Origin of the sequence: Acrocarpospora macrocephala (assembly GCF_009687865.1) — a bacterium.
GTDB classification, from domain to species: Bacteria; Actinomycetota; Actinomycetes; order Streptosporangiales; family Streptosporangiaceae; genus Acrocarpospora; species Acrocarpospora macrocephala.
In genome coordinates, this window is sequence record NZ_BLAE01000069.1 from 1 (window position 1) to 13,790 (window position 13,790).

12 protein-coding genes are annotated in these 13,790 nt (G+C 70.0%); 5 read left to right on the forward strand and 7 right to left on the reverse strand.

Annotation, left to right across the window (positions count from 1 at the left end; all coding sequences use genetic code 11):
* Positions 1-1,199, reverse strand: a 1,199-nt coding sequence (locus tag Amac_RS42955; protein WP_170322945.1) for a beta-ketoacyl [acyl carrier protein] synthase domain-containing protein, incomplete at its 3' end; no start/stop codon positions are given.
* A 593-nt stretch (positions 1,200-1,792) separates the two neighbouring features.
* Between Amac_RS42955 and Amac_RS42960 the strand changes: the two genes are divergently transcribed.
* Together Amac_RS42960 and Amac_RS42965 are read left to right on the forward strand one after the other, a co-directional pair.
* Complete coding sequence (locus Amac_RS42960; RefSeq protein ID WP_155360203.1) at positions 1,793-2,356, forward strand: hypothetical protein; 564 nt, start codon at positions 1,793-1,795, stop codon at positions 2,354-2,356.
* A gap of 8 nt (positions 2,357-2,364) precedes the next feature.
* Positions 2,365-3,735 (forward strand): condensation domain-containing protein, encoded by a 1,371-nt coding sequence (locus tag Amac_RS42965; protein WP_155360204.1) that lies wholly within the window; start codon positions 2,365-2,367, stop codon positions 3,733-3,735.
* Here Amac_RS42965 and Amac_RS42970 read toward each other — a convergent pair whose 3' ends face one another.
* From Amac_RS42970 to Amac_RS42980, 3 genes are read right to left on the reverse strand one after another with little or no spacing between them, the layout of a single operon-like run.
* Complete coding sequence (locus Amac_RS42970) at positions 3,736-4,938, reverse strand: pyridoxal-dependent decarboxylase, exosortase A system-associated (protein ID WP_155360205.1); 1,203 nt, start codon at positions 4,936-4,938, stop codon at positions 3,736-3,738.
* Positions 4,938-6,569, reverse strand: coding sequence for an AMP-binding protein (locus Amac_RS42975; protein ID WP_155360206.1), 1,632 nt, complete (start codon positions 6,567-6,569; stop codon positions 4,938-4,940). Before Amac_RS42975 ends, Amac_RS42970 begins: the two co-directional genes overlap by 1 nt.
* A gap of 3 nt (positions 6,570-6,572) precedes the next feature.
* Positions 6,573-6,830, reverse strand: a complete 258-nt coding sequence (locus Amac_RS42980; RefSeq protein WP_155360207.1) for a phosphopantetheine-binding protein — start codon at positions 6,828-6,830, stop codon at positions 6,573-6,575.
* Positions 6,831-7,016: 186 nt separating this feature from the next.
* On the opposite strand from Amac_RS42980, the gene Amac_RS42985 reads away from it, so the two are divergent.
* Genes Amac_RS42985 through Amac_RS42995 form a run of 3 tightly spaced genes read left to right on the forward strand, consistent with a single transcriptional unit; the run spans position 7,017 to position 10,421 of the window.
* A complete protein-coding gene (locus Amac_RS42985) occupies positions 7,017-8,366 on the forward strand; it encodes a condensation domain-containing protein (RefSeq protein WP_155360208.1) in 1,350 nt (449 codons plus the stop codon).
* Positions 8,363-9,253, forward strand: a complete 891-nt coding sequence (locus Amac_RS42990) for an LPD16 domain-containing protein (RefSeq protein ID WP_155360209.1) — start codon at positions 8,363-8,365, stop codon at positions 9,251-9,253. The genes Amac_RS42985 and Amac_RS42990 overlap by 4 nt, the downstream gene beginning before the upstream one ends.
* A 1-nt stretch (position 9,254) precedes the next feature.
* Positions 9,255-10,421, forward strand: coding sequence for a cysteine desulfurase family protein (locus Amac_RS42995; protein ID WP_155360210.1), 1,167 nt, complete (start codon positions 9,255-9,257; stop codon positions 10,419-10,421).
* Between the two features lie 37 nt (positions 10,422-10,458).
* Here Amac_RS42995 and Amac_RS43000 read toward each other — a convergent pair whose 3' ends face one another.
* Genes Amac_RS43000 through Amac_RS43010 form a run of 3 tightly spaced genes read right to left on the reverse strand, consistent with a single transcriptional unit; the run spans position 10,459 to position 13,789 of the window.
* On the reverse strand, positions 10,459-11,460 hold the full coding sequence (locus Amac_RS43000; RefSeq protein ID WP_155360211.1) for a hypothetical protein: 1,002 nt from the start codon (positions 11,458-11,460) through the stop codon (positions 10,459-10,461).
* A gap of 11 nt (positions 11,461-11,471) precedes the next feature.
* Positions 11,472-12,614, reverse strand: coding sequence for an ABC transporter permease (locus Amac_RS43005; RefSeq protein ID WP_155360212.1), 1,143 nt, complete (start codon positions 12,612-12,614; stop codon positions 11,472-11,474).
* Positions 12,611-13,789: an ABC transporter permease gene (locus Amac_RS43010; protein ID WP_155360213.1), complete on the reverse strand. Its 1,179-nt coding sequence runs from the start codon at positions 13,787-13,789 to the stop codon at positions 12,611-12,613. The genes Amac_RS43005 and Amac_RS43010 overlap by 4 nt, the downstream gene beginning before the upstream one ends.
* Position 13,790 lies beyond the last annotated feature (1 nt).

Sequence of the window (13,790 nt, forward strand, 5' to 3'; positions counted from 1 at the left end):
GGCCATGGGCGGGATGACTCGACGACCTGGAGGGCTAGGTCGGTGAGCGGGATGTCGGGGTTCGGGGTCTCGTAGTTGAGGCTGGGTGGGAGTTCGCGGTTCTTGAGGCTGAGGACGGTCTTGAGCAGGCCCGCGATGCCCGCCGCGCCTTCGAGATGGCCGATGTTCGTCTTGACGGAGCCGACCAGCAGCGGGTCGCTCGCCGGGCGGGATCCGGCGTGGGCGGCGCCGAGGGCGGCGGCTTCGATCGGGTCGCCCACCTTCGTGCCGGGGCCGTGCAGCTCGACGTACTGGACGTCGGCGGGAGCGACCCCGGCGGAGCGGCGGGCCAGCGTGATGACCTCCTGCTGGGCGCGGACGCTGGGCACGGTCAGGCCGTCGCCGCCGCCGTCGTTGTTGACGGCTCCGCCGAGGATCACGCAGTGCACAGCGTCCCCGTCGGCGAGGGCTGCCGCGAGCGGCTTGAGCACGACGAGCGCGCCGCCCTCGCCGCGCACGTACCCGTTCGCGCGGCTGTCGAAGGTGAAGCAGCGCCCGTCGGGCGAGAGCGCGCCGAAGCTGCCGATGGCGGCGGTCGTCTGGGCGAGCAGGTTCAGGTTGACGCCGCCGGCCAGCGCCAGGCCGGTCTCGCCCCGGCGCAGGCTCTGGCACGCCAGCTCCACGGCGACCAGCGACGACGACTGCCCGGCGTCCAGGGTGAGGCTCGGACCGCGCAGGCCCAGGAAGTACGAGACGCGGTTGGCGATCATGGCGCGGTTGGCGCCGGTGTAGGTGTGCCGCCCGGGTTCGCCGAGCAGGGCGGCGTGGTCGTTGGAGATCGCGCCGAGGAACACGCCGGCCGCCGCGCCACGCAGCGCGGTGGGGGCGAGCCTGGCACTTTCCAGCGCCTCCCAGGCGAGTTCCAGCACGAGCCGCTGGTGCGGGTCCATGGCGGCGGCCTCGTTCGGGGAGATCCCGAAGAAGGCGGCGTCGAAACGATCCACACCGTCGACGAACCCGCCCCGGCCGTAGTCGAGCGCGCCGGCGTCCGTCCACCGGCCGGCGGGGACCGCGGTTACCGCGTCCACGCCGCCGGTGAGCAGGCGCCAGAAGCGCTCGGGGGTGTCGGCCTGGGGGAGCCGGCAGGACAGGCCCACCACAGCGACCGGTTCGACCGGCGAATCCCGCCGGGCGTCCGATTGAATCGACTCACCAACCATGAATGCGCCACCTCAAGCCTCGGGTGTCTCCGGCATACCTCGCCGGTTTCTCTAAACCCATCAGAAGAAAATGAGGGTTATTCAAATAGTCACCGCTGGAAGTTACTGCGACCCTAAGGGCGGCTCCCGGCCCCGGGCCACGATCGCGTGCTGGCACCTTGTTGCCAGTAGCTAGCTGTCATCGCCACCCCGTGGTAGCGCCTTGACATCGCGGGGGGCGAGCTCAGATGCTGGTACGACACGCTATTATTGGCCGAAATCGAATACGCGCTATTCGCGAAATTCATCTCTTTGGAGCAGAGGCCGGGATGAGCGACCAGCAGAACGCACCGGACTCCAGAATGGCAACCCCTATTTTCGATCCGGCCGATGTCGCCGATCGGTTGGAAGAGCACGTGCTGCCAGCGTGGCGGCCCCCACGCGTCGGCGAAAATCCTGTTCTCGAACCGGCCGATGCCACTGATCGGGCGGAAGAGCACGTGCTGCCAACGTGGCAGCCCCCACATGTCAGCGAAAATCCGCATCGCCCCGGCCGAGGTTCGCTTCGCCCAGGTCACCGCCTTGGGCTCGCCGGTGCCACGACCGCGGGCCTCGTGCCCACCAGGTCCGCGCTGATATGGGCCGGTTTGGCCGGAGTGGGGCTGGTCGGGGAGAGCGTGCTGGTCCTGGTTCGCGGGATCGATCCGGTCGGGGTGGCCGCCTGGGTGGTCGAGCTGGTGGTCGTCGGGCTGCTGGTCTGGACGCGGCGGGCCGAGCCGGAGCCGGTGTCGGCGATCCGCTGGGGTTCCTTGGTCAGCCTGGCCGGGGGTACGGGCGCACTCGCTATCGGCGGAAATTTCACGTTGTTTCTGGCGATGCAGGCGCTGCCGGTGGTCGTGCTGAGCGCCGCGGTGCTCCGGCCGCTGGCCCGCCGTACCGGCTGGGTGTGGTCTGGCCAGGTCAGGGTGCGGCTCACGTGGACCGTCACCGGGACGTACGCCGGCCTGATCGCGTTCAGCCTGATGCAAGATCGGCGGGGATTGCCGCTGATCCATCCCGATGTGGCGAGCCTGGTCACGCTCGGGACCATGTTCGAGACGGCGGTCACCGTCGCCATCGCCGTGATGTGGCTGGGGCGGCGGCAGCCGCGCCAGGACCCGGCGGAAACTACTCGCTAGGAGAATCGATGCCCGCCGACGCCCCCCTCAGCCACGGACAGCTTTTCAGCTGGCGCGAGATCGCACGGTATCCGGACGACTGGATGCAGGACGCGAACCTTCCCACCGTCTGGGACCTGCGGGGGCTCCCGCTGGCCCGGGTCGAGAACGCGCTGCGCGCGCTGATGGACCGGCACGAGGCGCTGCGTACCACCTACCACGTGGTGGACGGGCAGCCGGTGCAGCGCGTGCACGAATCGGCGGAGCCGCCGATCGAGCGGGTGGACCGGGTGGTCCCCGACCGGCAGGACCCGGAGGACACCAAGGACGCGCTCTGCGCGGTGCCGTTCCCGATGGAGGGCGGCCTGTGCTGGCGCGGGCAGCTGGTCACCACCGACGGGTCGCCGGTGTTCCTGGCGCTGTCCTTCTCGCACCTGATCCTGGACGTGTGGTCGATCAACCACCTGACCGACCAGTTCCGCGCCCTGGTCGCCGACCCGGAAGCGGTCGCAGAACTCGGGCCGACGCCGAGCGAGCTGGCCCGCGAGCAGCGGACCGAGCTGTGGCGGGAACGCAAGGAGGCGTCCGAGCGGTACTGGCGGCGCACCCTCGGCGACGTCCTGGCCGACCCGCTGCCGACCCTGCCGGCCCGGGTGAAGCGCAACCGCGTCGAGGCGACCCTGCACTCGCACCGCCTCGGCGGGCTGGCCGCGCTGGCCGCCAGAAGGCTCGGCGTCACGCCGCCCGCAGTGGTGATGGCGCTGGTCGCGGCCGGTCTGGCCCGGCACACCAACACCGACACGGTGACGATGAGCCTGATGGCTTCCAACCGGTTCGCGCCGGAGCACCACCACGTGATCGGCACGATGAACCAGCTCATCCCGGTCGTCGCGGCGGTCGACCCGGGGTCGTCGCTGGGCGAGCATGTCAAGCGCCTGCACTGGGCTGGGACCAGGGCGTACCGCTACTCGTCCTATGACTTCGACCGCATCGCCGCGCTGGCGGCGGAGGCCGCCGCGCAGCGCGGCGACGAGCCGGCCCACGACTGCTGGGTGAACCAGCTGTTCCGCTGCTGGTTCAACTACGTGCAGCTCGACCGCCAGCTGTCCGACCCCGTCGCCAAGAGCCCGGCCGAGCTGCTGTGGACGCCCCTGGCCCAGCAGTACGGCCAGCCGTTCCGGGTCAGGGTGTCGGTGTTCAACGGCCGGACCAGCATCCTGATGCTCGCCGACCCGACGATCATCCCGGCCGAGGGCATGGCGGACATGCTGCGCGTGATCGCGCTCGGCGTCCAGGTCGCCGCGACCGACCCGGAGACCAGCCTCAAGGACCTGTGGAACAACGACCACGACACCCTGGCGCCGTCCCTGTTCCCTGCGGTGGTCCCCCTGCCGGAGTAATCACACGAGCACTTCGACCGGCGCCGGATGGCCGAGAAAGGCTGTCGGGCTCGCCGTCAGGCCGTACGCGCCGGCCTGGAACAGGACGATCAGATCGCCGATCTCGATTCGCGGGAGTTCCACCCGGTCACCGAGCAGGTCGAGCGGTGTGCACAGGCAGCCGACCACGTTCACCGGCGCGTCCAGGGGCTCGCCCAGACGGTTGGCCACGGCCATCGGATAATTGCGCCGGATCACCTGCCCGAAATTCCCGGACGCCGCCAACTGGTGATGCAGCCCGCCGTCCACGACCACGAAAGTCGTCCCCCGGGATTCCTTCCGGTCCACGACCCGCGTGATGTACACGCCGGCCTCGCCGACGAGATAGCGCCCGAGCTCGATGACGACGCGGGCCTGCGGCAGGTGGGGCTTGATGCGCTCGCGCATGAGCCGCGCCAGATTGTCGCCGATCGGGTCCAGGTCGAGGGGATGGTCGCGACGCGAGTACGGGATGCCGAACCCGCCGCCGAGATTGAGATACCGAACCGGCGGCGACGCGGCGGCGAGTTCGAGAATCAGATCCACGGTGCGGTCCTGCGCCTCGCAGATACTGTCGGCGCGCAGGTTCTGCGAACCGCCGAACACGTGAAACCCCTGGAAATCAACGTCATCGCCCAACCCGGCGAGCACCTCGGGCACACGTTCCGCGTCGATCCCGAACTGCTGCGGCCCACCGCCCAGGCGCATCCCCGAGCCTCGTACGGTGAAATCGGGATTCACCCGCAGCGCGACTCGCGCCTGAACCCCGGTGGCGGCGCTGATCGCACGCACCCTGGCCAGTTCGGTCTCCGATTCCAGCTCCACGGTCACACCGGCCGCGATCGCCTGAGACAGCTCGTCGACGGTCTTGCCCGGCCCGGCGAAACTGATCCGCTCGGCAGGTGTCGACGTGTCGAGCGCATGCCGCATCTCCTGCGCCGAGGCCACGTCGAAGCCGTCGACCAGCCCGCTCACATGCTGCAACAGCGCGGGCATCGGGTTCGCCTTGACGGCGTAACTCAGCTGGATTCCGTCCGGCAGGGCGGCGCGAACGGAGGCGACCCTGCGGGTGACGAGGTCGCGGTCATAGGCGAAGAACGGCGTGCTCCCGACCCGGGCGGCGAGCCGCTCGACCGGGACTCCCCCCACGGTCAGGTGCCCGTCGCGGCGGCCTTCCCAGGTCATCAGGTCGCCCTCCGGCGGATCTCGGCGCGGTCGAACTTGCCGTTTCCGGACCGGGGCAGCGCGGTGGCGACCACGATCCGGCGCGGCACCATATACCGGGGCAGATCGCGTTCCAGCGCTGCGCGCAGCTCATCCGGAGCCGCGGCGGTGAGCACCACGTGGAGCACCACGTGCTCCCCCAGGTCCTCGTCCGGCACGCCGACGGCGACAGCCTCGGTGACCAGGCCGGTCGCGTACGCGGCCTCCTCCACCTCGGTCGGGCTCAGCCGATACCCGGACGTCTTGATCATGTCATCGGTACGCCCGACGAAGTAGATAAACCCCTCTTCGTCCCGGTACGCCACGTCGCCCGACCACACGGCGATCTCCTCGGCGCCAGGAGGAAACGGCCGAAACCTCTCCGCTGTACGAACCGGGTCATTCCAGTAGCCGAGTGACACCAGCGCCCCCCGATGCACGATCTCCCCTTCCTCGCCCGGGTCGCACGCCGAACCATCCGCCCGCACGACGAGGACCTCCGCGTTCGGAATCGCCTTGCCGATCGACCCCGGCCGGCGGTCGATCTCCGCGGGCTCCAGGTACGTGGATCGGAACGCCTCGGTCAGGCCGTACATCAGAAAGGGCGTGGCCTGCGGGAACGTCTCGCGTAGCCAGGCCAGAGTGGTCTTGGGCAGCCGCCCGCCGGTGTTCGCGAAATACCGCAGGCTCCGCGTCGCCTCGGCCGGCCACCGCTGCGTCGCGAGCTGCGCCCACAGCGGCGGCACGCAGGTCAGCGCCGTCACCCCATGCTTGGCGCAGAGCCGGACGACGTCGCGGGGCAGCAGGTAGTTGACCAGCACCACCTGCGCTCCGACCAGGAAGGACGTGGTGAGCTGGCTCAAGCCCGCGTCGAAACTCAACGGCAGCGCCGCGAGCACCACATCGTCGGACGTGTGACCGAGGTAGCCAGCCACGCTCTCCGCGCCCGCGAGCAGATTGCCGTGACTCAGCACGACACCCTTCGGCGGGCCGGTGCTACCAGACGTGTAGAGAATGGCTGCAATACCCGATATATCCGGATCGGTGGGGGTGGACGCGGCCGGATCAGTGAGGGTGGGCGCGGCCGGATCAGTGAGGGTGGTGGACGCGGCCGGATCAGCCGCAGCGGTCGCCCCGGCCTGGCCAGGGCGGTTCGTGCCCGAGTCCCCGACCGGCCCTGCGTCTCTGACCAGCCCTGCGTCTCCGACCAGCCCCGTGTCTCCGACCAGCCCTGCGTCTCCGACCAGCCCTGCGTCTCCGATCAGCAGCGTGGGCACCGAACCGCTCAGCGTGCGACCCCGCTCAGGAGTAGTGATCAGCAGCGCGGCGCCACAGTCCTCGACCACATACTCAACCTGCCGAGCCTTAAAAAGCGGATTTATCGGGACAAAAACCCCACCAGCCGCCGCCACCGCGAACATCGCCACGACCGTTTCGAGCCGCTTCTCCGCATAAATCGCGACCCGAGCGCCCGACTCCAGCCCACGCAACCCCTCAGCCGCCCGAGCGACCCGATCACGCAGCTCACCATAGGTAAGAGTCGCGTTCTTGTACGTGACAGCCGCATGCTCAGCGACCCCGAACCGCAGCAGATCCTCGAAGCGCGTCACCATGACTCAGAGCCCGACCCGCGCCGACTCCAGCAGCACCGCCAGCGCCGCCCACAGCGACCCCACCGTCGCGAACGTCTCCTCATCGAGGATGTCGTCAGGCAGTTCGAGGTCGTACCCGTCCTCCAGATCGACCAGCAACTGCACGACCCCCATCGAATCCAGCCCGAGCGCGGTGAGCTCGTCACCGGGAGCCAGCTCACCCGGCTCGGCATACGGCAGATGCCGGCGAAGAATGGCCTGGAACTCGTGAGGTATTTCCATCAGGGGTCTCCTCACAATACCTGCGCTGAATTACCTCGTTTCAGAGTCGTTGAATTCCGCGACAGGTGTCAAGCAAGCACTCTGGCAGCTTTTACCCGAAGACAATATGCCAGCGCCAACCCGGTACGGCGACCATATTCTCATTTAGCCTGAGTGGGCTGGACTGTTCAACCGTGGGAGGCCGGGATGTCCGGTGCGAAGAACGCGAATCTCGGCTGGGGCCAGCGTTATATCTGGCTCCGCTATCACGAACTGCCACCACACGCTCGCCACGATACACATATCATTCTGAATCTAGAGATTCCACCCGGCCTGACGATCCAGAACTGCCGGGCGATCCTCAACCAGCTGGTCCGCCGCCACGAGACGCTACGCACCACCTACCACGTCGACCCCGACGGCGACCCGTACCGGGTGGTGCTCCCACCGACCCCGTGTCCCCTCACCGTCATGTCCACCGAGAAGGACGGCACGCCCATGCCGGCCGAGGTCGTGGACCAACTCGGCCGCGCCGAGTTCGACATCGCCGCGGACCTGCCGATCCGGACCGCCATCAGCACCACCGCGGGCGAGCCCCGGCGGATCGTGCTGGTGCTGAACCACCTCGCGGTGGACATGTGGACGGTCCGCGAGCTCAAGCGCGAACTGCGGCTGAACTGCGCCGCCCTGGTGGCCCGCCGACCCGCCGCGATCGCACCGGTCCGGCACCGCCCGTCCGACCTCATCAGGTACGAGGCGACCCTGGACCCAGGCCCAGCGCTGGCCTATTGGGAGAAGGAAATCGAGTCCATGCGGACGGACGCGTTCGCCGACCGCCGCAGACCCGACGAGCCCCCGGAGACCCGGCGGGCGACACTGGTCTCCCCGGCCCTGCTGGCCGCCTCGCGCAGGATCGCGGCCCGCCACCGGGTGTGGCCGTCGCAGGTGCACCTGGCGGCCTACACGGCGCTGATGGCCACCTACACCGGCGGCCCGTCCTTCGACCACCTGACGTTCACGGGCAACCGCGAGACCGGCCCGTACGCGACGGTCCTGACCTGCATGTTCTCCCCGCTGCTCATGCGCGTCGACGTAACGGACGACCCGAGTTTCGCCGAGCTACTGGCCCGGGTCGCCGACCGATTCGAGCAGGCGCGAGCGCACTCCTACGTCCCGTACGACAAGGTCGTCGAGCTGCTCGCCAAGAAGGGCACGCGCCTGGCGTCGGAGTTCAACTTCATCAAGCAGACCAGCCGCGAGTCCCGCGCGCGGCGCAGCCGGGTCACCTGGCAGGCGCCATCGGAAGATCACGGCGCCGACACCTACGTCCGGATCGACGAGTGGAAGGACGCCGTCGTGATCGCGCTGAGCGCCGCGTCCTCGGTCATGGCCGCGGACACCATCGAGCGCTTCCTGCGCGCCATGGAGACCGCGATCCTCACCTACGACGCGACCCCGGACGGCCTGCGGACCAGCGACATCGCCGCGCTGGCCGGTTTCCCCCCAGCACCTCCGCCCAGCCAGCAGACCGAACCGACGACCGGAGTCCGATCATGAGTGAAGTGTTCGCAGAGACCATAACCAAGTCCCAGCAGCTCGTCGGTTCGGAGCAGGAGCTCCGCGCCGCCATCGACCGCGAACTCGCGTCGGCCGCCCTGGACGAGCTCGTCGTCATGGGCGGCCATTTCATGCTGTTCGAGGAGGAAGGCACCGGCAAACTCGTCCCCGGCGTCATGGAGGAGCAGTCCTCCGCCACGATGCGCCACCGGATCGCGGGCCGGGTCGGGATCTTCCCGAAATACACCTGGCAGCTGTCGGTCGACCTGATCACGTCGTACGCGCAGCTCGTCAACGACGCCAAGCTGCTGCTGCTGATCAACGACTGGCAGTACGTCCCCACCGGCGGCCGCCCCGCCAGCCAGCTCCGCGCCGAGTTCTTCGAGGGCTTCACCGCGCTGCCGGACGGCTACCAGCAGGTCCTGCGCGACGCGGGTCTGAACGCGGACAGCGTGCTGCCCAGCCGCAAGCACGCGCTGGCGTTCCCGGAGACGTGGCTCAAGTACCGCTTCCAGAAGGCCGCCGACAAGTTCGTCAAGCAGGGCAAGCTGGAAAAGCGCGTGCTGGAGTCCGGCGCCAAGGACACCGAGGTCGCGTTCCTCGACGAAGCAGGCAACTACCGCACGCTGATCAGCTGCGGCATCACCGGCTGCGCCGGCGAGATCACCGAGATGATCTCGGAGGTGTACCTGGCCGGCTACCGGACCATCGTGATCTTCGCCCCGGGCGAGTGCCTGTCCCCGGTGCGCACCGGAGTGGAGATCGCGCTCAGCCTCTACCGGCTCACCGGCATGGTCGTCGTCATCGCCGACCCGGGCGGCAGCGGCGAGATGTCCACCGACGAGATCTACTCAAAACTGGTGACCGTCAGCACCTTCCGGAGCTGAGATGGACGTCATTTACCTGGACAACTGCGCCACCACCCGGGTGGACGAGGCCGTGCTCGACGCGATGCTGCCGTACCTGCGGGAGGAGTTCGGCAACCCGTCCTCCCCGCACCTGCTGGGCAAGCGGGCCCGCCGGGCGGTGGACGCCGCCACCGAGTCGGTCGCCGGACTCCTCGGCGCGGAGCCGGCCAGCATCGTGTTCACCTCGGGCGCGACCGAGAGCAACAACATCGCGCTGCTCGGCGCGTTCGCGCACGGCGACCGCGCCCCGGTCAACGCGGTGTTCTGCCCCACCGACCACAAGTCGTCGCTGTCGATCGCCCGGGCGCTGCGCGAGCGCGGCGTCGACATCCGGACCATGGCGGTCCGGGCCGACGGCGTGGTCGACCTCCCCCAGTTCGCCAACCGGCTCGACTTCGACACCCGGACAGCCACGGTGGCCTGGGTGAACAGCGAGATCGGCACGATCCAGCCGGTCCGCGAGATGGCCGCGCTCTGCCACGAGAGCGGCGCGCTGCTGCACGTCGACGCCGCCCCCGCGGCGGGCCGGATCCCGATCGACGTGGCCGGCACGGCCGTCGACACGCTGGCCATGTCCGCCCACAAGATCGGCGGCCCGAAAGGCATCGGCGTCCTGTACGTGCGCCCGGAGATCCGCCGCCGGATCCGCCCGATCACCCACGGCGGCGGCCAGTACGACCTGCGCAGCGGCACCATCCCCACCCACCTGGTGGTCGGCCTCGGCAAGGCCTGCCAGCTGGCCGCGGCCCGGATGGAGGAGGACAGGAAGAAGGTCGCGCTGCTGCGCTCGATCGCGATGGAGCTGCTCACCCGCCGCATCCCCGGCCTGCGGATCAACGGGCACCCGCGGGCCGGCGTCCCGCACGTGCTGAACCTGGTGCTGCCGGGGGTGCGCGGCGAGAGCCTGGTCGCGAGCCTGCCGTCGGTGGCGCTGTCCACTGGCTCGGCGTGCAACTCCGACTCCCAGGAGCCCTCGCCGGTGCTCACCGCGATCGGAGTGAGCGCCGAGGACGCCAACAGCTCCATCAGGATGTGCCTGAGCCCCAGCATGTCGGCCGAGGAACTGGTCAGGGGTCTGGACCTGGTCTGCGACCGGGCCCGTGGCCTCGCCGACGTCGTGGTGGCGATGCACGGCGCTGTCCTCTGACGACGCGGGGCCCGCCGGAACTACGGCGGACCCCTCCTCACGCGCCGCTGGCCAGGAACTTTCTGGCCGCCTGCACCCCGGCCTGAAACCTGCTGGTGGCGTCCAGATCCCGCATCAGGGTGGCGATGTGCCGGCGGCAGCTCCGTACCGACATGCCGAGCTTTCGGGCCACCACCTCATCGGTGTAACCCTTCGCCATCAGCCCGGCGATGGCCTGCCGCAGGTCGTCGGCCACATTCGCGTAGCCGGACTCGGCGCCCTCCAGCGGCATCGCGGTGTCCCACAGATGATCGAACAGGTCGAGCAGGAACCGGACGATGCCGTCGTGGTGCACCCGCGCCACGTTGGTCTCCCCATCGGCCAGGCCGAACAGCACGACCAGCGACCGGTCGAAGACGACCGCCGAGCGCGGGATGTGGCTGACCGTCCCGATCGCGGCGCCCGCGTCGGTAAGCTGCTTCAACTTCATCCGGGTGGACAGATCGGCCCGGTTCCGGTGCTGGCAGATGATCCGCACGGTGACCCCGCGCGCGAGCAGCGGCAGGTACGCCTGCGCCAGCTCCTCGGCGTCATCCTCACTGGACTGCAGGACCAGCACCTCGGTACGGCACGCGTCACCGGCCATCTTGAGAAAGCCCCGCACCTCCAGCGACCCGACCAGATACTCGATCTGCGACGGCGCCGCGACAGGTCCGCCGTAGTCTTCTCGGAACACGTCGATCCGCTCCCGGATCTGGTCGATCAGCTCCCGCCGCTGGTAGATCTCCCGCTCCACCGAGGAGACCAGCGCGTTCGCCGCGACCTGCGGGTCCACCGGGATGAACCGGCGGGCCGCGCCGTCCACGGCGCGTAACAGGCGGCTCTCGACGAGCTGGTCCACCGCCTCGTTCAGCTCGCGCATGCCGATGCCGAGCTCGACGGCGGCCACGTCGAGAGCGTCGATGGCGCCGTTCCTGGTCGCGTAGCGGTAGACACCGGTGACGTGGGCGCCCCCGGCGCGGACGGAATCGGCAAGCCACGTGGTGGTCGAATTCTTCATGGACTGTCTCCTCAGAGGGTTCTCGTGCGTCGGCTGAACAGGACGAGGGACAGGCTCAGCAGGGCGGCGGCCATCAGGGCCAGTACGGCGACGTCGAGCAGCACGTCGCCGAGCCCGGTGCCGGGCCGGGACAGGGTCAGCAGGGCGTCCATTCCCCAGGCGTGCGGGAAGAGGCGGCCGATGGCGTTGAGCACGTCGCCGGCGGCCTCGCTGGGCCACAGGCAGCCGCCGAGCATGCCGAGCACGATGCCGAGCGGCGGCCCGATCGCGGACGGCTGCGCGGACGAGCGCACCAGGCTGCCCATCAGGATCGCGGCGCCGGTGGAGACCAGCGCGAACACGCCGACGACGGTGGCGACGCCGAGCGGCTCGCCCCAGGAGACGCCGAACAGCAGCGAGCTCACCACCATGATCAGCACGGCTTGGGCGGCGGCCACGAGGAACCGGCTGAGCGCCTCGCCGAACAGGACGGCGCCGCGCCGCACCGGGGCGGTGAAGGCCCGCTGCAGCATGCCGATGCGGCGGCTCTCGGCGAGCGCGGCGGCGACGGCCATGGAGTTGATGAACGTGAACAGCAGCAGGTTGGCCGGGGCGGTGTAGGCGAACCCGCGCGGGGTGCCGGACGCGGTGTCGGAGTTGACCACTTCGACGTCGGCGGAGGCGTCCTGCGCCTTCCGTACCAGCGCGGCGGCCTCGGCCGGGGTCGCGCCGGCCGACGTGGCGGCGCGGGTGGCCTCGAGGACGGCCGCGACCTTGCCGACGGCGACGTCGACGGCGCTGCGGGCGGCCATGCCGCTGCCGTTGGACTGGGTCATGACCAGCTCGAACCTGGTCGAGCCCGGCGGGATGACGAGCCCGGCGGCCAGCGAGCCCTCCCGGACACCGGCCCGCAGCTCTTCCTTGTCGCCGACCGTGGTGATCTCCAGGTCGGGGTGCGCGCGCAGTTCCGTCAGGACGGCGGCGGCCACCGGGTCGGAGCCCTGGGCGACCACGCCGACCGGCAGCCGGGACGCGGCGGTGCCGCCGCCCAGCGCCATGCCGACGAAGATGATGCTGACGAACGGCATCACCACGATGAAGAACAGGCCGACCCGGTCGCGGGAGTGGCGGCGCAGGTTGGCGGCGACGAGCGCCAGGACGGGGTGCGGTCTCATCCGAGTAGTCCCTTCCTGAAGCCCATCGCGGCGAGGCAGAAGGCGGCCAACGCGATCGCGCACAGGACGCCGATCGGCGCGGCCACCGAGGCCAGACCCGCGCCGGAGCCGGCCAGGCCGGTCAGCCCGGTGGTGGTCCAGGCGTTCGGGGTGAACAGGGCGATCTTCTGGAGCAGGTCGGGCAGGTTGTAGAGCGGGACCAGGCTGCCGCCGAAGAACGCGGCCACGAACGAGATCACCATGATCACCCCGTCCGCCTGGGCGTCGGTCCTGGCCCGGCTGGCGACCAGCATGGTGATCGCGGTGGCGGCCAGCACGTGCGCGAGCAGGAGGGTGAAGACGGCCACCGGATCACCCCAGGTGGAGCCGAAGATCAGCACCGAGGACGCCCAGGTGACGCAGACGCTGACCATGGCGAGCGCGAACCCGACGACGGCCTTGCCGGCGATCGGGACCCAGGCGTGGATCGGCCCGGCCCGCATCCGGTCCAGGGTGCCCTGCTTGCGTTCGATCAGCAGGCTGCGGAAGGACGCGCCGACCACGAAAAAGGCGAACAGCGCGGCCATGCCGGCGCCGTAGTAGACCGACAGGTCCACCTTGCCGCCGGCCATCGGGTCGTTCTCCAGGGTCAGGGCGGGTCCGGTCGCGCCGTTGCGCTCCACGAACTCCTTGACCTCGGCGGCGGGGATGCCCGCGTCCAGGGAGGCGCGGACCGCGAGTGTGCGGGCCCGCACCAGGGAGGAGATCCGGTCCACGACCGCGTTCGCGACCACTCCGGCCAGCGGCGAATCGGCCGAGGTGAGCACGCCGACCTGGCCGCCCTCGCCCGCGCCGACGCTGGCGCTGAACCCCTTCGGGAACACGATCGCGGCCCCGATGTCGCCGGCGTCCAGGGCGGTCTGGGCCTGCTCGCGGCCGGGCAGGTCGCGCAGCGTCAGCACGCCGTCGAGCTCGGTGGACGCCATGACTTCGCGGCGGACGCCGGCCGGGAACTCGCCGCCGTCCAGGTCGACGAAGCCCACGGTGGCCCGCAGCGGCGGGTCGTCGCCGCCGAGCGCCACCCCGAACAGGGTGGCCATGGCCACCGGCACGATGATCGCGATGACCAGGGCGGTGCGATCCCGCACCCGGGTGCGGAACTCCAGGGCGCTCACGGTGAGCAGCGGTCGCAACATG